The following is a 21,041-nucleotide window of genomic DNA, read 5'->3' as shown; positions in this document are numbered from 1 at the left end:
GCGTCCCCCGTAATGAGCTTTGGTTATAGCTGTCACCTAAAGCTCTGTCGCTAGGGGTTGTTCCGAATACGTGTCGCATTGGCGATCAAGCGTAATCAAGGCATGCCAGCAAATGTCCGAATCGGCGCGGGCCTGGGTTTTTACGGCGATGCGTGGGAACCCGTGGCCGCGAGCATAGAGCGCGGCGGCGTGCATTACATCGCGAGCGACCATCTCGCGGAACTGACGCTGGCCATTCTGCAGAAAGACCGGCAGCGCGACGCGGCGCTGGGTTATGCGCGCGACGTGGTCCCCATGCTGGTGAGGCTGTGGCCCTTGATGCAGGCGCGCGGCGTCAAATTCATCTGCAATGCCGGCGGCCTGAACCCGGCCGGTGCGGCGGCGGCCCTGCGCGCGGCGTTTGCGGCCAAAGGCTGGAAGGCGCGCATCGCGGTGGTCACCGGCGATGAAGTCCTGCCGCGGCTGGCGGCGCTGGCGCCGCCGCATATGTTCAATGCGCAGCCTTTTGAGACGGTGCGCGAGCGCATGGTGTTTGCCAACGCCTACCTGGGCGCGCGGCCCATCGTGTCGGCGCTGCAGCAGGGCGCCGACATCGTGGTCACCGGCCGCGTGGCCGACGCGGCGCTGTTTCTCGCGCCGCTGGTGCATGAGTTCGGCTGGAAGCTTGAGGACGCCGCCACGCAGCCCGAGCTGGACCGCCTGGCCCAGGGGCTGGCGGTTGGGCATTTGCTCGAATGTTCGGGCCAGGGCAGCGGCGGCAACTTCGGCAGCCAGGGCGCATGGAAGTCGATTCCCGACCTGGCCCACATCGGCTACCCCATCGCCGAGGTCGGCGAGGACGGCTCGGCGCTGATCACCAAGGCGCCGGGCACGGGCGGGCGCATCAACTTCGACACCGTGCGCCAGCAGCTGCTTTATGAAGTGCACGACCCGACACGCTATGTGTCGCCCGACGTGGTGCTGGACCTGTCGGCGCTGAAGCTGCAAGACCTGGGTGAGGACAGGGTGCGCGTGACGGGCGCGCGCGGCCATCCGCGGCCGGCCCAGCTCAAGCTGGTGGGCGGCTTTCGCGAGGGCTACAAGGCCGAGGTCACCTGGGGTTTCAGCTGGCCCGATGCCTGGGACAAGGCACAGGCGGCCGTCGCCATGGTGAAGGCCCAGTTGGCCGACAGGCGCATGGCGCATGACGAGCTTTTCGTCGAATATCCGGGGCTCAACTCCGCCCATGGGCCGCTGGCGCCGCTGCCCGCGCCCGAGGCGCTGGCGGAGCTCAACGAGGTCTGGGTGCGCCTGGTGGTGCGCACGCCGGACAAGGCGGTGGCCGACGGATTCGGCCGGCTGTTTCCGTGGATGGCACTGAGCGGGCCGGCCTATACCTGCGGCTTTCACGGGCTGAGCAACAGCAGCGAGCTGTTGGGCATCTGGCCCGCGCTGCTGGACCGCGAGGCGGTCGAGGCGGCGGTGTGTGTGGAGCTGCTGTCCGCATGAAAGTGCAACTCGTGAAACTTGCGCATGCACGCAGCGGCGACAAGGCCGACTGGGTGGATTTTGGGCTCTTTGCCTGGAATGAGGCGGGCTACCGCCTGATCGCGCGCGAAGTCACGGCCGAACGCGTGCAGGCGCATTTCGCGCCCTGGCTGCCCGGCACGGTGCAGTGCTGGGCTCTGCCCAACATCCTGGCGCTCAAGCTGGTGCTGCAGGGTGCGCTGCAGGGCGGCGGGGCGCGCAACCTGCGCATGGACAACCTCGGCAAGGCCATGGCGGCGGCCTTGCTGCGCATGGAGGTCGAGGTCAGCGCCGCCGAATTCGCCGAAGCCTGCGCCGCGCCGCGTGTGGGCTGGTGGCCGGAGGCGCCATGAGCATTCACATAGCAAGGGAAGGGCCCGTCACCGTGGTCACACTGGACCGGCCCGAGGTGCGCAACGCGGTGGACGCCGAAACGGCGCGCGCGCTGCACGAAGCCTTCATCGCCTTTGACGAGGATGAGCAAGCGCGTGTGGCGGTGTTCCACGGCGCCCACGGCCATTTCTGCGCGGGCTGGGACCTGCAGGCCGGCGCGCGCCTGGCCGGGCAAGCCGGTGGCGACCAGCTGCTGGGACAACTCGACTTTTCGCCAGGCGACAACAAGCCGCCGGCGCCCATGGGCCCGTCGCGGCTACTGCTGTCCAAGCCGGTGATCGCCGCCGTCAGCGGCGCGGCCGTGGCCGGCGGCATGGAGCTGGCGCTGTGGTGCGACATGCGTGTGATGGAGGAGGACGCCTACTTCGGCGTCTATTGCCGCCGCTTCGGCGTGCCGCTGATAGACGGCGGCACGGTGCGCCTGCCGCGCCTTGTCGGCATGGGCCATGCGATGGATTTGATCTTGACTGGCCGCAAGGTGGAGGCGGCCGAGGCTTTACGGATGGGGTTGGCCAACCGCGTGGTGCCCACGGGTAGCGCGCGCGATGCCGCGCTGGCGCTGGCGCGGCAGCTCAGCGGCTTCCCGCAGGCCACGCTGCGGGCCGACCGCCTGAGTGCTTACCGGCAGTGGGACCTGCCATTAGAGGAGGCCTTGCACCAGGAGTGGGAGCGCGGCAAGCAGCGCCTGCCGGATGCTTTTGCCGGCGCCGCCCGTTTTGCCGCGGGGCAGGGGCGGCACGGGGGGTTTGAATAAGCCTCAGTCCTTGGCGATCTTGCGGGGTTTGCCGAAGTCGTCAATTGCCACATAGGTCAGGCTGGCCTCGGTGACCTTGATGTAGCGGCCCTGGGCCCGGAAGCGCTCGGCATAGACCTCGACCTGCACCGTGATGGAAGTGGTGCCTATGCGGGTGAGGCTGGAGAAAAACGACAGGATGTCGCCCACACGCACCGGCTGCTTGAAGATGAATTGGTTGACCGCCACCGTGGCGAGACGGCCGTCGACGTGGCGGGCCGGCACGACGGAGCCGGCCAGGTCGACCTGGGCCATGACCCAGCCGCCGAAGATGTCGCCGTTGGCGTTGCAGTCGGCCGGCATGGGGATGACCTTGAGCACCAGCTCCTTGTCGGTGGGCAACTGGACGTTCAGGGCGTCCTCGGCATGAATGTCCGTATGGGTGCTTGATTCGGTAGACATAGGCACAATCTAAAAAGTCAAAAGTTATTACAACAACCCTCACGATTGTCCCTCATGCGCTCCCGAGCTTCCGCTGCCGATTCTTCCCTTGCCGTGCCCGCCACGCCCGTGCCGGGTGCCGCCAGGGCGCCGGCGCCCCAGCGCTCCGACCTGGACACGCTTAAACGCCTTTTCCCCTATCTCTGGGACTACAAATGGCGGGTGCTGGCGGCGCTGAGCTTCATGGTGGGCGCCAAGCTGGCCAACGTGGGTGTGCCGCTGCTGCTGAAAAACCTGGTCGACGCCATGAGCTTCAAGCCCGGCGACGTGCAGGCCGTGCTGGTGGTGCCGGTGGCGCTGCTGATGGCCTACGGCCTGCTGCGCCTGTCGACCACGCTGTTCACCGAGCTGCGCGAGCTGGTGTTCGCCAAGGCCACCGAAGGCGCGGCGCGGCGGATCTCGCTGGAGGTGTTTCGCCACCTGCACGCGCTCAGCCTGCGCTTTCACCTGGAGCGGCAGACCGGCGGCATGACGCGCGACGTCGAGCGCGGCACGCGCGGCGTGCATTCGCTGATTTCGTACTCGCTTTACAGCATCATCCCGACGCTGATCGAGGTGACGCTGGTGCTGAGCCTGCTGGCCGTCAAGTTCGACGTCTGGTTCGCCGCCATTACCGGCATCGCGCTGGTGTTCTATATCTTCTTCACCGTCACGGTGACCGAATGGCGCACGCAGTTCCGCAAGACCATGAACGAGCTCGACTCGTCGGCCCACAGCCGCGCCATCGACTCGCTGCTTAATTACGAAACCGTCAAGTATTTCAACAACGAGGAGTTCGAGGCCGCCCGCTACGACGAAAACCTGCTGCGCTACCGGCGCGCCGCGATCAAGAGCCAGAACACCCTGAGCCTGCTCAACGCGGGGCAGCAGCTGATCATCGCCATCGGGCTGGTCGCCATGCTGTGGCGCGCCACGCAAGGCGTGGTCGACGGCCGTATGACGCTGGGCGACCTGGTCATGGTCAATGCCTTCATGATCCAGCTCTACATACCGCTGGGCTTCCTGGGCGTGATCTACCGCGAGATCAAGCAAAGCCTGACCGACCTCGACAAGATGTTCGTGCTGATGGAAAAAGAGCGCGAAATCGCCGACCTGCCGAACGCCCGGCCCATCGCCATCGAGGGTTCGCCGGCGGTGCGCTTTGAGAACGTGAACTTCGCCTACGACCCGGCGCGCGCCATCCTGCACAACGTGAGTTTTGAGATCCCGCCTGGCAAGACCGTGGCGGTGGTGGGCTCCTCGGGCGCCGGCAAGTCCACGCTGGCGCGGCTGCTTTACCGCTTTTACGACGTGCAGCAGGGCCGCATCACCATCGCCGGCCAGGACATCAAGCAGGTGACGCAGTCCAGCGTGCGCCAGGCAATTGGCATCGTCCCGCAGGACACGGTGCTGTTCAACGACACCATCGAATACAACATCGCCTACGGCAAGCCGGGTGCCACCCATGAAGAAGTTGAGGAGGCCGCGCGCTCGGCGCGCATCCACGGCTTCATCGCCTCCACGCCGCTGGGCTACCGGACCATGGTGGGCGAGCGCGGGCTCAAGCTTTCGGGCGGCGAAAAGCAGCGCGTGGCGATCGCCCGCACCCTGCTGAAAAACCCGCCGGTGGTGATTTTTGACGAGGCCACCTCGGCGCTGGACTCGGCCAACGAGCGCGCTATCCAGACCGAGCTGCGCGCCGCCGCGCAGAACAAGACCACGCTGGTGATCGCGCACCGGCTTTCCACCGTGGTCGACGCGCATGAAATCCTGGTGATGGACGGCGGGCGCATCGTCGAGCGCGGCACGCACGCGCAGCTGCTCGAAACCGAAGGCGCTTATGCGCGCATGTGGGCGCTGCAGCAGAGCTCTTCCGAGGCCTGAGCGGCGCGCCGCAAGCGGGTTTGTATTTTTGAGGACATTTCGCGCCGGGTATTTGCGGCGAATCCGGCTCCATCGCCCGGCCATGGGATTCCCCGTAGGCCTAAATGCCTCACGGGCTCGCATAATCGGAGGACCCGGCGGCCGATGTTGACCGCTTGGTTTGCCTTTTGGAGCCTGCATGAGCCTTCACGCCAGTGACTTTGAACGCCCGCGCCCCGTTTTGCCGGCGCGCGCCATGACGACCCGACCGGGCGCGTCCAACCGCGGTCGCTAGGTCTATGGAAACCAAATGGCTGGAAGATTTCGTCAGTCTGGCTGAAACCCGCAGTTTCAGCCGCTCTGCCCAACTGCGCCACGTCACCCAGCCGGCGTTTTCACGGCGCATCCAGGCGCTGGAAGCCTGGGCCGGCACCGACCTGGTGGACCGAAGCTCTTATCCCACGCGCCTGACGCCGGCCGGCGAAACCCTGTACAGCCAGTCGCTGGAAATGCTGCAGGGCCTGCAGTCCACCCGCGCCATGCTGCGCGGCCACACCTCGGCCGGGCAGGACGTCATCGAGTTCGCCGTGCCGCACACGCTGGCTTTCACCTTTTTTCCGGCTTGGGTCAGCAGCCTGCGCGAGAAATTCGGCCCCATCAAGAGCCGGCTGATCGCGCTCAATGTGCACGACGCGGTGCTGCGCCTGGTCGAGGGCAGCTGCGACCTGCTGATCGCCTACCACCATGATTCCCAGCCCTTCCAGCTGGACCCGGACCGCTACGAGATGGTGTCGCTGGGCCAGGAAGTGCTGGCGCCCTTTGTGCGGGCCACCGCCTCGGGCGACCCCGAGTACAGCCTGCCGGGGCGCGCCGGCCAGCCCCTGCCTTACCTGGGTTATGCGCCCGGCGCCTACCTGGGCCGCATGGTGGACATGCTGCTCAAGCAGTCCAGCACGGCCATCCACCTGGACCGTGTCTATGAAACCGACATGGCCGAGGGCCTCAAGGCCATGGCCCTGGAAGGCCACGGCATCGCGTTTTTGCCGCTCAGCGCCGTCAAAAAGGAGTTGCGGGCCAAAAAACTCGTGAGCGCCGGCGGCAACCTCGAAATGACCATGGACGTGCGCGTTTACCGCGAGCGGCCGACCTCCCGGGAATCCGCCAAAAGCCACGCCCAGGCCTTGTGGAGCTACCTGCAGGCGCAGACCGGCAGCCGGGAAAAAGCCGCGTCGCGCGCGGGTGCCGGCCCGGCCGCGCGATAGCAATGGGATACATACACTAGTAGTAACCCTAGGTGGTTATAAGAAAAATGCATGGAAGATCGTTGAAACAGCATTGGTGTTTTGAGACCTGCAAATTTACAGTTCGTGACGTTCAAAATTTGATGGTTGCCCGTGCCCCCAGACTCCTCCCTCACCCCGCTTGCCGAGCCCGCTCCCACCCCCGCGGCGGCCACGCGCACCGAGCACGACTTCCTCGGTGAAAAGCAGATCCCCGTAAGCGCGTACTGGGGCGTGCACACGGCCCGCGCGGTCGAAAACTTCCCGATCTCCGGCACCCGCATCTCGGCCATGCCCGACCTGATACGCGCGCTGGGCTTTGTCAAGAAGGCCGCGGCGCGCACCAACCAGCAACTGGGCACGCTGGACGCCAGGCGGGCGGCCGCCATCATGAGCGCTTGTGAAAAGCTCATTGCCGGCCAGTACCACGACCAGTTCGTGGTCGACGTGATCCAGGGCGGCGCCGGCACGTCCACCAACATGAACGCCAACGAGGTCATCGCCAACCTCGCGCTCGAAAAGCTGGGTGTGGAAAAGGGCCGCTACGACGTGCTGCACCCCAACGACCACGTCAACGCCTCGCAAAGCACCAATGACGTCTACCCCACGGCGGTGCGCATCGCCCTGTGGTTTGCCATCGAGCGCCTGCTGGCCTCCATGGCCGTCCTGCGCGGCGGCTTCGAGGCCAAGGCGCATGAATTCCGGGACGTGCTCAAAATCGGCCGCACCCAGTTGCAGGATGCCGTGCCCATGACGCTGGGCCAGGAATTCCTCACCTACGCGGTGATGATCGGCGAGGACGAGGCCCGCCTGCGCGAAGCGCGCGCGCTGATCCAGGAAATCAACCTGGGCGCCACGGCCATAGGTACCGGCATCAACGCACCGGCCGGCTACGCCGACATCGTCTGCCGCCATCTCGCCGAAGAGTGTGGTGTGCCGGTCGAAAAAGCCGCCAACCTGATCGAGGCCACGCAGGACACCGGTGCCTTCGTGCAGCTCTCCGGCGTGCTCAAGCGCGTGGCCACCAAGCTCAGCAAGATCTGCAACGACCTGCGCCTGCTCTCCAGCGGCCCGCAGGCCGGCTTCGGCGACATCCGGCTGCCGCCGCGCCAGGCGGGCTCGTCCATCATGCCCGGCAAGGTCAACCCGGTGATCCCCGAGGTCATGAACCAGGTTGCCTTTGAAGTGATAGGCAACGACATGACCGTGACCATGGCCTCAGAGGCCGGCCAGCTGCAGCTCAACGCCTTTGAGCCCATCATGGGATGGAGCCTTTTCAAGAGCATCGAACACCTGAGCCAGGCCTGCCTCACGCTGCAGACCCATTGCGTGGCCGGCATAGAGGCCAACCGCGAACTGCTGGCCAAACGCGTGCGCGAATCGGTGACCCTGGTCACGGCGCTCAACCCCATCATTGGCTACGAAAAGGCCGCGCTCATCGCCAAGACGGCCATCGCCACCGGCGCGCCGATTGCCGAGATCGCGGAGTCGCTGGGCATCATGACGCAGGCCGAGGTCGAAGCCCTGCTGGTGCCCGACAAGCTCACGCAACCCCTTCCGCTGGTCGCCTGAGGGGCTGGCACAAAGACTGCTTGTATCTGCCGTATAGTTCCGGACTTCTTATGCGCGCACCACTTTGGAAAAACCCGGGAATCGCCGCTTCGCGCGGGTTTGCCGCCAAGCATCGCCCGCGCAGTCCGCTTTCCCCCGTGTGAGAGGCCGGGTAAACCTAGGCCAGTCCCGGGTACCATCTCTCTAGAATAGTTCGCTAACCGTTTCATTCATTACAGGAGATTCCATGAAACTCAAGCTTGTCGCTCTGTCCGTCGCCTTGCTCGCCACCGGCGCCGCATTTGCCGACACCCTTGCCAAAGTCAAGGCTTCCGGCGTTGTCACCATGGGCGTTCGCGATTCTTCGGGCGCGCTGTCCTATACCCTGGGTGACGGCAAATACACCGGCTACCACGTCGAGATCTGCCAGCGCATCCTGGCCAACCTTGAGAAGGCCGCCGAACGCAAGCTGGAAGTCAAATACCAGCCCGTGACCTCGCAGAACCGCATCCCCCTCGTGCAGAACGGCACGGTCGACATCGAGTGCGGCTCCACCACCAACAACGCGACCCGCCAGAAAGACGTGGCTTTCGTCGTGACCACCTTCGTCGAGGAAGTCCGCATCGCCGTGAAGGCCAATTCCGGCATCACCTCGGTGGCCCAGCTGAGCGGCAAGACCGTGGCGACCACCACCGGCACCACCTCCGTGCAGACGCTGCGCAAGAACAAGCGCGCCACCGGCGTCGAGTTCAAGGAAATCTTCGGCAAGGACCACTCCGACAGCTTCCTGCTGCTCGAGTCGGGCCGCGCCGATGCCTTCGTGATGGACGGATCCATCCTGGCCGGCAACATCGCCACCGCCAAGAAGCCTTCGGACTTCAAGATCGTCGGTGAAGTGCTGAGCGTCGAGCCCATCGCCATCATGATCCGCAAGGACGACCCGCTGCTCAAGCGCCTGGCCGACGACACCGTCAAGGGCATGATCAAGTCGGGTGAAATGAACAAGCTGTGGACCAAGTGGTTCCTGTCGCCGATTCCTCCGAAGAACACCAAGGTCGGCCTGGCCCTGAGCGCCAGCACCAAGGCGGCTTGGGACAACCCGAACGACAAGCCCATGGAAGAATACGCACAGAAGTAATTCTGGCCAGGTAAATTGAAACAACCCCGCCGGTCGCCTTGCACTGGCGGGGTTTCCCGTTTACCGTCGCAGGGAAAACAACACAACAACCATTTGCTGGAGCCGTGATGACTTGGGATTGGCAGGTATTTTTGAATGATGACGGTAGCGGTCGAACCTACCTGCAGTGGATGTTTGATGCCTGGGGCTGGACGCTGTCCGTCGCCGGCGCATCCTGGGTGATCGCCATGCTGTTTGGCGCGATCATCGGCACGCTGCGCACCTTGCCGAGCAGCCCCTGGCTTGTGCGTTTCGCCAATGCCTGGGTCGAGCTGTTCCGCAACGTTCCCCTGCTGGTCCAGATTTTCATCTGGTACTTCGTGGTTCCCAAGATTTTCCCCGCCATGAAGGAGCTGCCCAGCTTCATCCTGGTGGTGTTCGCCCTGGGCTTTTTCACGTCGGCGCGTATTGCCGAGCAGGTCAGGGCCGGCGTGCAGGCGCTGCCGCGCGGCCAGCGTTACGCCGGCATGGCCATGGGTTTCACGACCCTGCAGACCTACCGCTACGTGATCCTGCCCATGGCTTTTCGCATCATCATTCCGCCGCTCACCAGCGAGTCGATGAACCTTTTGAAGAATTCCTCCGTGGCGTTCGCGGTGTCCATCGCGGAGCTGACCATGTTCGCCATGCAGGCGCAGGAAGAGACCTCGCGCGGCATTGAAATCTACCTGGCGGTGACGGCGCTGTACGCCGTCTCGGCCTTCGCGGTCAACCGGGTCATGGCCTTTGTCGAGAAGCGGGTGCAAATTCCGGGCTTCGTCGTCGCCGGCTCAACGGGCGGAGGTCACTGACATGCTTGGACTCGACATGAGCTTCCTGAACTGGGACATGATCTCCCAGTTCGTCGTCAAGGGCTTTATTTTCAGCATTGAATTGACCGTGATCGCCACCATAGGCGGCATCATCTTCGGTACCGTGCTGGCCTTGATGCGCCTTTCCGGCAAAAAAATCCTGACTATCCCCGCGACTTTTTACGTCAACGGCATGCGCTCGATTCCGCTGGTCATGGTGATTCTGTGGTTCTTCCTGCTGGTGCCGGCGTCGTTTTACAGCCTGATTCCCGGCGGCAGCAACTACCGCGCAGAAATCTCGGCCATCATCACCTTCGTCGCTTTCGAGGCCGCTTATTTCAGCGAAATCATGCGCGCGGGCATACAGTCCATCTCGCGCGGCCAGGTCAATGCCGGGCGCGCCCTGGGCATGACCTACGCGCAGAACATGAAGCTGATCATCCTGCCGCAGGCTTTCCGCAACATGGTGCCCATCCTGCTGACGCAGACCATCATCCTGTTCCAGGACACCTCGCTGGTTTACGCGATCGGCGCTTACGACCTGCTCAAGGGTTTCAGCACCGCCGGCAAGATTTACGGCCGTCCTGAAGAGGCCTACCTGCTGGCCGCCGTGATTTATTTCGTGATCTGCTTCGGGCTGTCCTATATGGTCAAGCGCCTGAACAGCAGAATCGCCATCATTCGCTGAGACCGCGCTTCGTCAAGACGCGCAAATCTCAAAGAGCACACCGGAGAAGAACATGATTGAGTTGAAAGAAGTTTCCAAATGGTACGGCGACGTGCAGGTTCTCAACAGCTGCACCACCAGCATCAAAAAGGGTGAAGTGGTTGTGGTCTGCGGGCCTTCGGGTTCGGGCAAGTCCACCCTGATCAAAACCATCAACGCGCTGGAACCCTTCCAGAAGGGCCAGATCTTCGTCGACGGCAAGGCCGTGCACGACCCCAAGACCGACCTGCCCAAGCTGCGCAGCCGCGTCGGCATGGTGTTCCAGAACTTCGAGCTGTTCCCGCACCTGAGCGTCACGGAAAACCTGACGCTGGCGCAGGTCAAGGTGCTGGGCCGCAAGGTCGACGAGGCCAAAAAACACGGCCTCAAGTACCTGGACCGCGTGGGCCTGATGGCGCACAAGGACAAATTCCCCGGCCAGCTCTCGGGCGGCCAGCAGCAGCGCGTGGCAATCGCCCGCGCGCTCAGCATGGACCCTATCGCCATGCTGTTTGACGAACCCACGTCCGCGCTGGACCCCGAAATGGTCGGCGAGGTGCTGGATTGCATGATGGGCCTGGCCGTCGAAGGCATGACCATGATGGTGGTGACCCATGAAATGGGTTTTGCCCGCAAGGTCGGCAGTCGCGTGATCTTCATGGACGTGGGCGGCAAGATTCTGGAAGACTGCTCCAAGGACGAGTTCTTCAACCATCCCGAAAACCGCAAGGCGCGCACCAAGGACTTCCTTAACAAGATCCTGTCCCACTGAAAAAGCGCTGGGCGCCCTGAAAGATCACCGCAACTGCCAAAAAAGAAGAAAAAACAAAAAAGCCCCGCATGCGGGGCTTTTTTCATGGCGAGTCGTACCGGCTTTGGCGGCCCCGGGCGGTGCGACAATTCAGGCCATGACCTCCGCCACCCGTACCCCCGTTTCAAGCCTGACCCTGACCCGCCCCGACGACTGGCACCTGCATGTGCGCGACGGCGAGGCCCTGCACACCGTGGTGCCGCACACCGCCGCGCAATTCGGCCGCGCCATCATCATGCCCAACCTGCGCCCGCCGGTGACCACCGCCGCCCAGGCCGTGGCCTACCGCGAGCGCATCCAGGCCGCCGTGCCGGCCGGTGTGAAGTTCGAGCCGCTGATGACGCTGTACCTCACCGACAACCTGCCGCCCGAGGAGATCGCCCGCGCCAGGGACGCTGGTGTGGTTGCGGCCAAGCTCTACCCGGCCGGTGCCACCACCAACAGCGACGCCGGCGTGACCGACCTGCGCAAGACCTATAAAACGCTGGAAGCCATGCAAAAAGCCGGCATGCTGCTGCTGGTGCACGGCGAGGTGACCTCGTCCGACATCGACCTGTTCGACCGCGAGGCCGTATTCATAGACACCCAGCTGATCCCGCTGCGCCGCGATTTCCCCGAGCTCAAGATCGTGTTCGAGCACATCACCACCCGGGAAGCGGCGCATTACGTGCGCGATGCGGGCAAGTTCACGGGGGCGACCGTCACGGCCCACCACCTGCTCTACAACCGCAACGCGATCTTCACCGGCGGCATACGCCCGCACTACTACTGCCTGCCGGTGCTCAAGCGCGAAACCCATCGCCTGGCGCTGGTCGAGGCCGCCACCAGCGGCAACGCGCGCTTCTTCCTGGGCACCGACAGCGCGCCGCACCCCGCCCACCTGAAGGAGCACGCCACCGGCTGCGCGGGCTGCTACACCGCCCATGCCGCGATGGAGCTGTACGCCGAGGCCTTCGACGCGGCCGGTGCGCTGGACAAGCTCGAGGCCTTCGCCAGCTTCAACGGCGCCGACTTCTACGGCCTGCCGCGCAATACCGGCAGCATCACTCTCAGGAAGGAAAGCTGGCACCCGCCCGAAAGTTATGCCTTCGGCGAGGCCGAACTCAAGCCCCTGCGCTCGGGCGAAAGCCTGCCCTGGAAGCTGGATACCGGGAGCTGAACCATGGACCACAAGCCGCGCGTTGCCCTGCTCATAGACGCCGACAACTCGCCGGCGTCCAAAATCGACCTGATCCTCAATGAGCTGTCGACCTTCGGCGAAACCAACATCCGGCGCGCCTACGGCAACTGGAAAAAGAACGAACTCAAGGGCTGGGAAGAGGTGCTGCACGAGCACGCCATACGGCCCATGCAGCAGTTCGACTACACCAAGGGCAAGAATGCCAGCGACATGGCCATGGTGATAGATGCGTTGGAGCTGCTTTACACCGACCGGCCCGACGCTTTCGGCATCGTCTCTTCGGATGCCGATTTCACCCCGCTGGTCATGCACCTGCGCGCCAAAGGGGCGGCCGTCTACGGTTTCGGCGCGCAAAAAACGCCCGAGCCCTTTGTCAACGCCTGCTCCCGCTTCCTGTTCCTCGACAAGCTGCGCCCCATTGCGGCCGACGCCGCTGCCGGCAGCGCCCATGGCGACCACAAGGACGACGGGGAGGCCGTCTCCGCCGCGCCCCTGCGGGCCACGTCCGCGCAGCTGCGCCAGGACGCCAAGCTGGTCATGCTGCTGCGCAACGCGGTGCAGGCCGCGGCCGACGACGAGGGCTGGGCGCGCGTGGGGGCGGTCGGCACGCAGATCGCCAACCAGGCCTCCTTCGACCACCGCAACTACGGTTATGCCACGCTGACCAAGCTGCTGGTGGCCACCCAGCTCTTCGATATCGCCGACGAAGGCAAGTCCACGGTCATGGTGCGCGACAGAAAGCAAGCCAAACCGGCGAAGGCCTGAGCACCATGGCAAACCCGCCGCCGCTGCCCCCCATCGACTGGGAGCGCCCCTGGCTGCAGGCCTGGCGCGAACCCGGCCAGCGCGCGGCCTGCGCGGTCACGGCGGGCGTTGCGCTGCACCAGGCGCTTAATGCGGTGCAGCCGGCGCCGGTGTGTTTCGCGCCCCAGTGCAGCCTGCCTTCCGGCGAGGCCTACGAGAGTTTTATCGCCAGGACCCGGCTGTGCCCGACGCGCGAGGGCGCGCACGATTTTTTCAACGGCCTGTGCTGGATGCGCTTTCCGGACACCAAACGCAAACTCAACCAGCTGCAGGCCGCCGAGATCGACGCCGCGGGCATTGCGGCCGTGCGCGGCCCGGTGCGCGACGCCCTCACGGTGTTTGACGAAAACGCCGCCTTCCTGTCGGCGCCGCAGCCGCTGTGGGACGCGCTGCTCGCCCGCGACTGGCACAGCCTTTTCATCACCCACAGGGCGCTGTGGCAGCAGGCCAGGCTGGTGCTGTTCGGCCACGCCCTGCTTGAAAAGCTGCTCACTCCCCGCAAAGCCATCACCGCCCACGTCTACCTGGCGCAGCCGCCCCTGGGCACCCTCGCCGAGCTGGACGCCTGGGTGGCGGCCGACCTCAGCGCGGCCAGGCTGGCCGCCAAGCCTTTTACGCCCTTGCCGGTGCTGGGCGTGCCCGGCTGGTGGCCCGAGAACGAGAACTTTTCCTTTTATGATGACTCCCTTGTATTCCGCCCCCCGCGGCCGTCATAGGCTGTCATAAATAACAGATAAAAATCAGCGACTTAGGCGCGGGCACCGCTTGAACCGGGCCCGCAGGCCCTCATATCCTGCGCAAGGCGGGCTTTTTTACCGACCCCACGGAGAACCCATGAAACGTATTTTCCTGTTTGTCCTGACCAATATCGCCGTCGTGGCGGTGCTGGGCATCGTCGCCAGCCTGCTGGGCGTGAACCGCTACCTCACGGCCAACGGCCTGAACCTGACGGCGCTGCTCGGCTTCGCGCTGGTCATGGGCTTTGGCGGCGCCATCATCTCGCTGCTGATCAGCAAGCCGGTCGCCAAATGGAGCGCCGGCGTGCGCCTCATCAACGAGCCGCAGAACGCCGACGAAGCCTGGATCGTCGAGACCGTGCGCAAGCTGGCCGAGAAGGCCCAGATCGGCATGCCCGAAGTCGGGATTTTTGAAGGCGAGCCCAACGCCTTTGCCACCGGTGCCTTCAAGAACTCCTCGCTGGTGGCTGTCTCCACCGGCCTGCTGCAAGGCATGACCAAGGAAGAAATCGAAGCCGTGCTGGGCCACGAGATCGCCCACGTCGCCAACGGCGATATGGTCACCATGACCCTGATCCAGGGTGTGATGAACACCTTTGTGGTTTTCCTCTCGCGCGTGATCGGCTACGCCGTCGACAGCTTTTTGCGCCGCGGCAGCGACAACAACTCCGGCCCCGGTATCGGCTACTACGTCAGCACCATCGTGCTGGACATCGTGCTGGGCTTTGCCGCGGCCATCGTCGTGGCCTGGTTTTCGCGCCAGCGCGAGTTCCGCGCCGATGCCGGCGCCGCGCAGCTGATGGGCCGGCGCCAGCCCATGATGAACGCCCTGGCCCGCCTGGGCGGCATGCAGCCCGGCGAGCTGCCCAAGGCCGTGGCGGCCATGGGCATCACCGGCAGCATAGGCAAGCTGTTTGCCACGCACCCGCCGATCGAAGAGCGCATCGCGGCCTTGCAAAACAGCCAGGCTTGAATATCAAATCAAAGGGCGCCCCGCACAGGGCGCCCTTTTTTTCTTCACAGGAGTGAAAGCATGAAAAGCTGGCTCAGGCAGAACCGCAGTTTTCTGGTGTTGCTGTTGTTGTTCGGGCTGTTCCGCACCGCGATCGCGGACTGGAACCCCATTCCCTCGGGCTCGATGCGGCCCAACTTGCTTGAAGGCGACGTGGTCTTCGTCAACCGGCTGGCCTACAACGTCAAAATCCCGCTGACCGACACGGTACTGGCGCGCACCGCCGACCCGAAGCGCGGCGACGTCGTCACCTTTTCCTCGCCGCTGGACGGCGTGCGCCTGATCAAGCGCCTGGTCGCCGTGCCGGGCGACGTCGTGGAAATGCGCGCCAAGGTGCTCATCATCAACGGCCAGGCGGCGCGCTATGAGGCGCTGGACACTGCGCCGGAGCCGGCCGGCCCGGTGGGTGTGCTGGTGGCCACGCACCTCAAGGAAACCACGGCCCAGGGCCAGCATGAAATCCAGTGGCTGGCCGGCGTGAAAGCCAAGGACGACTGGGGCCCGATCACCATCCCTCCCGACCAGTTCCTGATGCTGGGCGACAACCGCGACAACAGCGCCGATTCGCGCTACATAGGCCTGGTGCCGCGCCAGCTGCTGATAGGCCGGGCCGAACGCATCCTGGTGTCGGCCGACATTCTTGAAAAGTGGCAGCCCCGCTTCGAGCGTTTCGGCCGCTCGCTGTATTGACTGGGTCGACCGGGCCTTATTGAGGCTGGGCCGCGCCGGCCCGCCGCGTGCGCTCCACCGCCTGGGCGACGTCGGCCGGGTTCATGCCGTACATCTCGGCAAACTGTTCCACGGTCTTGCCGCTGGCCTCGAAGGCGCGCATCAGCGCTTCACGTTTGGCGGTCTGCACCGCCAATTCGGCAAAAGCCTCATCGAGCAGCGCATTGGCGGCTTCGTCCTGGGTGCGGGTGCGCTCGGCGTACTCTTCGCGGCCCAGGCCCGAGGCCTCGATGGCGGCGACCAGGCGGGCGCGGACCTTGGGGCGCAAATCCTCCTTGGAGCGCGCCTGGCGGCGCCGGAACACTTCCATGATGGCGTGGTGCACGTGCTCGGGCGCCACCGGCTCCACGGGCTCGCCCTGCAGGTTGTGGCGCGGAAGGCCGGCCGCCACGCATTCGAGGTAGCGGGTGGAGCGCGCGTGCAGGCCCAGCGCGACCTTGAGTTCGTCGCGCTTGAAGGTGTCCGGGTTCTCGGCCAGCAGGTCCTGGAAGGCGCCCAGCTTGAGCGGCAGGAACTGCGCGCCGAACATTTTCGGATAGAGCTCGAACAGCTTTTCCAGCACCGGGTGGACTTCGCGCGTGCGTTGCTGCGGCGCGGCGGCGGGCCGGGAGCGCTGCTGCTGGCTGCGGGGGCGCTTGGCGCGAGGGGTAGGTGTGGTGGTGTCGGTCATGGGGGTGGGGTGAAAAGGTGGAATGCCGGGTGTCCGGCCGCTAGCGCGGCCTGAACATGCGAAAGAGGTTGTCGGGGGTGACGGCGAAATAATCGGCCGGCCCGCCGCCGCGAAGAATGGGCTGGGCGGCCGCCGTGTCGTAAATGCCGTCCTTGAGCAGCTGCCTTGCAATGTACACGCCCACGACTTCGCCCAGCACCAGCCAGGTCGGCACCGGCACGCCGTCGGCGCCCTGCAGCTGCAGGATTTGCGTCAGCTTGCACTCGAAGGACACCGGGCTTTCCAGCACGCGCGGCGCGGCGATGCGCTGAGAGGCTGTGGGCGTGAGGCCGGCCAGTTCAAATTCATTGACTTCGGGCGGCACCATCGCGCAGGACTGGTTCATGGCCTCGGCCAGCGGCCGGGTCGCCAGGTTCCAGCCGAATTCGCCGGTTTCGCGGATGTTGCGCAGGCTGTCCTTGGCGCCAATGCTGGCAAAACCGATGATGGGCGGCGTGTAGTTGAAGGCGTTGAAAAAACTGTAGGGTGCCAGGTTGAACCGGCCCTTGGCATCGCGCGAGGAAATCCAGCCTATGGGCCGCGGCCCCACCATGGCGTTAAAGGGGTCGTGCGGCAGGCCGTGGCCTTTGGCGGGCTCGTAATAGTGAAAGCCGTCGTCAGCCATCATGCGGCCATCCGCTGCCGTTCGGCATCCTGCAGCACGCTGCGCGCCAGCGCTTCAGCGACCTTGATGCCGTCCACACCGGCCGACAGGATGCCGCCCGCGTAGCTCGCGCCTTCGCCGGCCGGGTAGAGGCCGCGCACGTTGACGCTTTGCAGGTCCTCGCCGCGGCTGATGCGGATCGGTGAGGAGGTGCGTGTTTCCACGCCAGTCAGCACCGCGTCATGGGTGTCAAAGCCCTTGATCTTTTTGCCAAACACCGGAAAAGCCTCGCGCATGGCGGCAATTGCATAGGCGGGCAGTGCCGACGACAGGTCGCCCAGGGTCACGCCCGGCTTGTACGACGGCGTGATGCTGCCCAATGCGGTCGAGGGGCGGCCGGCCAGGAAGTCGCCGACCAGTTGCCCCGGGGCGCGGTAGTCGCCGCCGCCCAGCACAAAGGCGTGCGATTCGAGCCGGCGCTGCAGCGCGATGCCGGCCAGCGCGTCCCCGGCCTCAAAGCCGGGGTAGTCGCGCGGGTCTATGCCGACCACGATGCCGGCATTGGCGTTGCGCTCGTTGCGCGAGTACTGGCTCATGCCGTTGGTCACCACGCGGCCGGGCTCCGAGGTCGCCGCCACCACCGTGCCGCCCGGGCACATGCAGAAGCTGTAGACCGAGCGGCCGTTGCTCGCGTGGTGCACCAGCTTGTATTCGGCCGCGCCCAGCGAGGGATGGCCGGCGTGGCGGCCCCAGCGCGCGCGGTCAATGATGCCCTGCGGGTGTTCCACCCGAAAGCCGATGGAAAAGGGCTTGGCCTCGATGTACACGCCGCGCGCATACAGCATGGCGAAGGTGTCGCGTGAGCTGTGGCCCAGGGCCATCACTACCTGGTCGGCGCGCATCTCGTGGCTCTGGCCCGTGGCCTGGTCCAGCACCGTGAGGCCGCGCAGCTGTTTGCCCTCAGGGCCGTCCTCGATCAGCACGTCGGTCACGCGCTGCTCGAAACGGATCTCGCCGCCCAGCGCGACGATCTGCGCGCGCATGTTCTCGACCACCTTCACCAGCTTGAAAGTGCCTATGTGCGGATGTGCCTCGAACAGGATGTCGGCCGGCGCGCCGGCTTTCACGAATTCGTTCATCACCTTGCGGCCCAGGTGGCGCGGGTCCTTGATCTGGCTGTAGAGCTTGCCGTCGGAAAAGGTGCCGGCGCCGCCCTCGCCGAACTGCACGTTGGACTCCGGGTTGAGCACGTTCTTGCGCCACAGGCCCCAGGTGTCGCGGGTGCGCTGGCGCACCGTCTTGCCGCGCTCCAGCACGATGGGCTTGAAACCCATTTGCGCCAGCAGCAGTGCCGCGAACATGCCGCAGGGCCCGAAGCCGACGACGACGGGTCGCAGCGGCAGGCCGGCGGGCGCCTGGCCCACCGTGCGGTAGGCCATGTCGGGCGTGGGCAGGATGTGCGGGTTGCCGGCAAACTTCGCCAGCAGCGCGCTTTCCTGGGCGGCGTCGGCCAGTGTGACGTCGACGATGTAGACCTTGAGCAGGTCCGCCTTGCGGGCGTCGAAGCTGCGTTTGTGGATGTGGATGTTCTGCAGGGCGGCCGCGGCGACGCCCAGGGTCTGGGCCACCAGGGCGGGCAGGGCATCTTCCGCGTGGTCCAGCGGAAGTTTGAGTTCGGTCAGGCGAATCATGGCAAGGGGCTCGTGTTGATCAAGCAGCCTGTATTTTAGGTGCGGATTGTTCCGCAGGCCTGTGAGGCAGGCTTACATGAAGTCGGCGCGAATTCGATCCAAGTCAAAAGGCGTAATGCCGTCTTTCACCGCGAACACCGTTTCGGCATCTTCCGCTGATTCGACAAGTACACCCCGAGCTTTTGCGTGAAGTCCGAAAAGGGTATGGAGATCGGGCTTTTTCTGTTGCACCAGGGCCCTCAGCATCAGTGAGACGCCGGATAAATTGTTCTGAACATTGTTCCATGCAGGATATTGCTCGAGTGCAATGTCGGACCAGATGATCTGCAATTCCTGAAGGTCGAAAATAACCGGCAGGCAGATGGTTGATTCGCTCGCGATGTCGATCTTGTCGATGACGGTGGCAGGTTCGAAGACTTCGCCTGAGCCTGCCTCGTTCCGGGCCATCCAGCCGGCAAAGCACTCCGGCAGGTCGCAAAAGCTCTGGTTGGTGTAGCTGTTAATGGAGGCAACGATGAAGCGCGCATTCAGTTTGCCGAGCCGCTCAACGTCCAAATCAATGAATTCGGAAGCTCCGAGCGGCGCATCAACGACGTCGCCGCTATGGCAGCCACCATAGTTTTTTAAGTTGTAATAGGACAGGACGTCCAGATATTTGAAGTTTGCGTCGTACAGGGCTGCCGACAAATCGATATCGGTTCGTTGCTTGCCATTTTTCCACCACAAAAAAAGGCGAATGATTTTGCTGCGGGGCAAGGGCAGGCGGCTTCCCCGTGCGATGGTTCGGAGCGCCTTGGCGGCGGATCGCTGGGAAGACGGAACTATGAAATTCGCCAGGGCCGGGTCTACGTAGCATCGGCCCAGGGGTGCCAAGGTCGAAAACCTCTTCACGAGTGCCTGTTCGCAAAGTCTGGCGGCTTCCAGGGAGGTTGCGGGCTCTATTCCAGGACGTGCATCGACCGTGGCAAACACCTTTGCCGTTTCGCCTTTAGGAAAAAAAGTGCGTAATCGGGGTTCGTTTCGATGGCGAAAATGGGCCAGAGTTTGCAGCAATACCGGGGTGGCCACGTGATCTTTTACTGATTCGAAGCGTTCCAATGCTTCAGACCTGCCACCGGATTTGCGCAATAGCTGGTCCAGACGGCGGGTCAGCTCGCCGGGACGAGTTGCAAGCAAGGTGCAGGCTTCGCTGGTTTGATTGGCTTCAAGAAGATGTTCCACACGGCTGTTGAATGTTTCCGGTTTGAGGTCGTTACGGATCGCGGCAAACGCCTCAAAGGCCATGGGAAACCGGTTCTTGTAGTCGCCCGGATGCAGAACTTCGGCGAACCGCTTGAAAGGCTCGGAATGCCGGAAAAGGTCTTCCGTGAGATTGGGCCTCGACTCCAATGTCGCCAGAATCCACTTGCGTAGCGATCTGTTCATTCGACAAAATTTTGAAGGCGTTGCCAGCGAAACATCACCGCTACTCAAGGCAATTCCGAGGCGAAGCAGGTCGGTTGCGGATTGAATGTGGCGCCCCAGGAACTCCAAGGCAGGTGCCTGATCGTTTTTCAGCAGGGCTGCGCCAAGTATTGCCAGGTTTTCGCGGGAGTGAATCGTTGCCGGAAGAAGCTCGTAAGTACGTAGACCATATTGACGTACAAACCAAGCAACATCTTCTTTGTCCTGCTTGGATAACGATGATCGGGCGCCAACCAGTTGTGAAAGAATTTTGTCGAAGTGCTCCTGAGAGCCCAGGGTAATTTCCTGCAAATGCGCACGCCGCTCTTCATATGCCAGATTCGCACGGGCTGATATGCCTGCCGCCGGCCTCCAGCGGCCTGAACTGCGATAGTGACTCAGTGCGTTCCAGAAAAGCTCCGCCTCGCTCGCATTGACGACCTGATCGGGGAAGTTGGGATAGAGCGGCCGCCAATCGACGTTTGCCCCTTTGATTTCCCGCAGGCTTTTGAGAAGATTTCGGAAGAAGGACGCAAAAGCGTCTTTTTCAAGCGTCTGCAGGCGCTCGTCAAGCATGGCAGACGTGGTGTATCCGATGGCTTCCAGCTCTTTGTGCAAGGTCGCAAGGAAGGGCAGCGGCAGGCGGGCATCTCCGGAACGGACAAGCACCCCACGAGCGCGCCTTAAATAGATTTGAGTCTGCATTTTTCCAGCAAAGGCGCCAGGTAATTAGGTGGGCGGAGAGCGCGGACCCTAGATTCAGATGTTTGGAAGGAAGGACCCACATAGCCGCCCGAAGACATCATATCGGAATGAAAATCGAAGCTGTCCATCGAACTGG

20 protein-coding genes are annotated in these 21,041 nt (G+C 64.0%); 15 read left to right on the top strand and 5 right to left on the bottom strand.

Translation table 11 applies throughout. The features are described from left to right. Positions 1–102: 102 nt before the first annotated feature. Genes AC1DUN_RS01970 through AC1DUN_RS01960 form a run of 3 tightly spaced genes read left to right on the top strand, consistent with a single transcriptional unit; the run spans position 103 to position 2,653 of the window. Entirely contained in the window at positions 103–1,488 is a 1,386-nt protein-coding gene (locus tag AC1DUN_RS01970; protein ID WP_477712471.1) for an acyclic terpene utilization AtuA family protein, read from the top strand. Further along, complete coding sequence (locus tag AC1DUN_RS01965; RefSeq protein WP_477712470.1) at positions 1,485–1,859, top strand: AtuA-related protein; 375 nt, start codon at positions 1,485–1,487, stop codon at positions 1,857–1,859. The genes AC1DUN_RS01970 and AC1DUN_RS01965 overlap by 4 nt, the downstream gene beginning before the upstream one ends. Next, complete coding sequence (locus tag AC1DUN_RS01960; RefSeq protein WP_477712469.1) at positions 1,856–2,653, top strand: crotonase/enoyl-CoA hydratase family protein; 798 nt, start codon at positions 1,856–1,858, stop codon at positions 2,651–2,653. The genes AC1DUN_RS01965 and AC1DUN_RS01960 overlap by 4 nt, the downstream gene beginning before the upstream one ends. A 3-nt stretch (positions 2,654–2,656) precedes the next feature. On the opposite strand, the gene AC1DUN_RS01955 is transcribed toward AC1DUN_RS01960, so the two are convergent. Further along, positions 2,657–3,094 carry an acyl-CoA thioesterase gene (locus AC1DUN_RS01955; RefSeq protein ID WP_007864700.1) on the bottom strand — a complete coding sequence of 146 codons (438 nt, stop codon included), beginning with the start codon at positions 3,092–3,094 and terminating at the stop codon, positions 2,657–2,659. A gap of 54 nt (positions 3,095–3,148) precedes the next feature. Here AC1DUN_RS01955 and AC1DUN_RS01950 point away from each other — a divergent pair, with 54 nt between their 5' ends. The 12 genes from AC1DUN_RS01950 to lepB all read left to right on the top strand — a co-directional run bounded on the left by AC1DUN_RS01950 (position 3,149) and on the right by lepB (position 15,714). Then, positions 3,149–4,996, top strand: a complete 1,848-nt coding sequence (locus AC1DUN_RS01950; protein ID WP_477712468.1) for an ABCB family ABC transporter ATP-binding protein/permease — start codon at positions 3,149–3,151, stop codon at positions 4,994–4,996. A 278-nt stretch (positions 4,997–5,274) separates the two neighbouring features. Continuing rightward, positions 5,275–6,237 (top strand): LysR substrate-binding domain-containing protein, encoded by a 963-nt coding sequence (locus tag AC1DUN_RS01945; protein WP_477712467.1) that lies wholly within the window; start codon positions 5,275–5,277, stop codon positions 6,235–6,237. Between the two features lie 132 nt (positions 6,238–6,369). Beyond that, a complete protein-coding gene (locus AC1DUN_RS01940) occupies positions 6,370–7,827 on the top strand; it encodes an aspartate ammonia-lyase (protein ID WP_477661461.1) in 1,458 nt (485 codons plus the stop codon). A gap of 226 nt (positions 7,828–8,053) precedes the next feature. Further along, a complete protein-coding gene (locus tag AC1DUN_RS01935; protein ID WP_413330902.1) occupies positions 8,054–8,944 on the top strand; it encodes a transporter substrate-binding domain-containing protein in 891 nt (296 codons plus the stop codon). A gap of 107 nt (positions 8,945–9,051) precedes the next feature. Then, a complete protein-coding gene (locus AC1DUN_RS01930; RefSeq protein WP_477661460.1) occupies positions 9,052–9,774 on the top strand; it encodes an amino acid ABC transporter permease in 723 nt (240 codons plus the stop codon). 1 nt (position 9,775) lies between these two features. After that, entirely contained in the window at positions 9,776–10,462 is a 687-nt protein-coding gene (locus AC1DUN_RS01925) for an amino acid ABC transporter permease (protein ID WP_477712466.1), read from the top strand. A gap of 52 nt (positions 10,463–10,514) precedes the next feature. Further along, on the top strand, positions 10,515–11,252 hold the full coding sequence (locus AC1DUN_RS01920) for an amino acid ABC transporter ATP-binding protein (protein ID WP_074576141.1): 738 nt from the start codon (positions 10,515–10,517) through the stop codon (positions 11,250–11,252). A gap of 136 nt (positions 11,253–11,388) precedes the next feature. Continuing rightward, complete coding sequence (pyrC, locus tag AC1DUN_RS01915; protein WP_477712465.1) at positions 11,389–12,450, top strand: dihydroorotase; 1,062 nt, start codon at positions 11,389–11,391, stop codon at positions 12,448–12,450. Positions 12,451–12,453: 3 nt separating this feature from the next. Beyond that, positions 12,454–13,236, top strand: coding sequence for an NYN domain-containing protein (locus tag AC1DUN_RS01910; protein ID WP_477712464.1), 783 nt, complete (start codon positions 12,454–12,456; stop codon positions 13,234–13,236). A gap of 5 nt (positions 13,237–13,241) precedes the next feature. Next, a complete protein-coding gene (locus AC1DUN_RS01905) occupies positions 13,242–13,991 on the top strand; it encodes a DUF3025 domain-containing protein (RefSeq protein ID WP_477712463.1) in 750 nt (249 codons plus the stop codon). A gap of 118 nt (positions 13,992–14,109) precedes the next feature. Then, positions 14,110–14,985, top strand: coding sequence for a protease HtpX (htpX, locus tag AC1DUN_RS01900; protein WP_074576146.1), 876 nt, complete (start codon positions 14,110–14,112; stop codon positions 14,983–14,985). Between the two features lie 60 nt (positions 14,986–15,045). Next, positions 15,046–15,714: a signal peptidase I gene (gene lepB, locus AC1DUN_RS01895; RefSeq protein ID WP_477712462.1), complete on the top strand. Its 669-nt coding sequence runs from the start codon at positions 15,046–15,048 to the stop codon at positions 15,712–15,714. 16 nt (positions 15,715–15,730) lie between these two features. Here lepB and AC1DUN_RS01890 read toward each other — a convergent pair whose 3' ends face one another. The 4 genes from AC1DUN_RS01890 to AC1DUN_RS01875 form a co-directional block, all read right to left on the bottom strand. Continuing rightward, positions 15,731–16,423, bottom strand: a complete 693-nt coding sequence (locus tag AC1DUN_RS01890) for a ProQ/FINO family protein (protein ID WP_477712461.1) — start codon at positions 16,421–16,423, stop codon at positions 15,731–15,733. Between the two features lie 40 nt (positions 16,424–16,463). Continuing rightward, entirely contained in the window at positions 16,464–17,090 is a 627-nt protein-coding gene (locus AC1DUN_RS01885; protein WP_477712460.1) for a flavin reductase family protein, read from the bottom strand. Beyond that, positions 17,087–18,757, bottom strand: a complete 1,671-nt coding sequence (locus AC1DUN_RS01880) for an NAD(P)/FAD-dependent oxidoreductase (protein WP_477712459.1) — start codon at positions 18,755–18,757, stop codon at positions 17,087–17,089. The genes AC1DUN_RS01885 and AC1DUN_RS01880 overlap by 4 nt, the downstream gene beginning before the upstream one ends. A 72-nt stretch (positions 18,758–18,829) precedes the next feature. Continuing rightward, entirely contained in the window at positions 18,830–20,905 is a 2,076-nt protein-coding gene (locus tag AC1DUN_RS01875) for a TerD family protein (RefSeq protein WP_477712458.1), read from the bottom strand. Positions 20,906–21,041: the final 136 nt, after the last annotated feature.

Source organism: Polaromonas sp. P4_F6, assembly GCF_056401275.1.
The sequence above is the reverse complement of the archived record's forward strand: the minus strand, read 5'-3'. Positions and strand labels throughout refer to the sequence as shown.

What these genes read in the sequence shown, in the direction of transcription:
- AC1DUN_RS01970 (WP_477712471.1), top strand. Translation starts at nt 103, where the DNA reads ATGCCAGCAAATGTCCGAATCGGCGCGGGCCTGGGTTTTTACGGCGAT.
- AC1DUN_RS01965 (WP_477712470.1), top strand. Translation starts at nt 1,485, where the DNA reads ATGAAAGTGCAACTCGTGAAACTTGCGCATGCACGCAGCGGCGACAAG.
- AC1DUN_RS01960 (WP_477712469.1), top strand. Translation starts at nt 1,856, where the DNA reads ATGAGCATTCACATAGCAAGGGAAGGGCCCGTCACCGTGGTCACACTG.
- AC1DUN_RS01955 (WP_007864700.1), bottom strand. Translation starts at nt 3,094, where the DNA reads ATGTCTACCGAATCAAGCACCCATACGGACATTCATGCCGAGGACGCC.
- AC1DUN_RS01950 (WP_477712468.1), top strand. Translation starts at nt 3,149, where the DNA reads ATGCGCTCCCGAGCTTCCGCTGCCGATTCTTCCCTTGCCGTGCCCGCC.
- AC1DUN_RS01945 (WP_477712467.1), top strand. Translation starts at nt 5,275, where the DNA reads ATGGAAACCAAATGGCTGGAAGATTTCGTCAGTCTGGCTGAAACCCGC.
- AC1DUN_RS01935 (WP_413330902.1), top strand. Translation starts at nt 8,054, where the DNA reads ATGAAACTCAAGCTTGTCGCTCTGTCCGTCGCCTTGCTCGCCACCGGC.
- AC1DUN_RS01930 (WP_477661460.1), top strand. Translation starts at nt 9,052, where the DNA reads ATGACTTGGGATTGGCAGGTATTTTTGAATGATGACGGTAGCGGTCGA.
- AC1DUN_RS01925 (WP_477712466.1), top strand. Translation starts at nt 9,776, where the DNA reads ATGCTTGGACTCGACATGAGCTTCCTGAACTGGGACATGATCTCCCAG.
- AC1DUN_RS01920 (WP_074576141.1), top strand. Translation starts at nt 10,515, where the DNA reads ATGATTGAGTTGAAAGAAGTTTCCAAATGGTACGGCGACGTGCAGGTT.
- pyrC (WP_477712465.1), top strand. Translation starts at nt 11,389, where the DNA reads ATGACCTCCGCCACCCGTACCCCCGTTTCAAGCCTGACCCTGACCCGC.
- AC1DUN_RS01910 (WP_477712464.1), top strand. Translation starts at nt 12,454, where the DNA reads ATGGACCACAAGCCGCGCGTTGCCCTGCTCATAGACGCCGACAACTCG.
- AC1DUN_RS01905 (WP_477712463.1), top strand. Translation starts at nt 13,242, where the DNA reads ATGGCAAACCCGCCGCCGCTGCCCCCCATCGACTGGGAGCGCCCCTGG.
- htpX (WP_074576146.1), top strand. Translation starts at nt 14,110, where the DNA reads ATGAAACGTATTTTCCTGTTTGTCCTGACCAATATCGCCGTCGTGGCG.
- lepB (WP_477712462.1), top strand. Translation starts at nt 15,046, where the DNA reads ATGAAAAGCTGGCTCAGGCAGAACCGCAGTTTTCTGGTGTTGCTGTTG.
- AC1DUN_RS01890 (WP_477712461.1), bottom strand. Translation starts at nt 16,423, where the DNA reads ATGACCGACACCACCACACCTACCCCTCGCGCCAAGCGCCCCCGCAGC.
- AC1DUN_RS01885 (WP_477712460.1), bottom strand. Translation starts at nt 17,090, where the DNA reads ATGATGGCTGACGACGGCTTTCACTATTACGAGCCCGCCAAAGGCCAC.
- AC1DUN_RS01880 (WP_477712459.1), bottom strand. Translation starts at nt 18,757, where the DNA reads ATGATTCGCCTGACCGAACTCAAACTTCCGCTGGACCACGCGGAAGAT.
- AC1DUN_RS01875 (WP_477712458.1), bottom strand. Translation starts at nt 20,905, where the DNA reads ATGCAGACTCAAATCTATTTAAGGCGCGCTCGTGGGGTGCTTGTCCGT.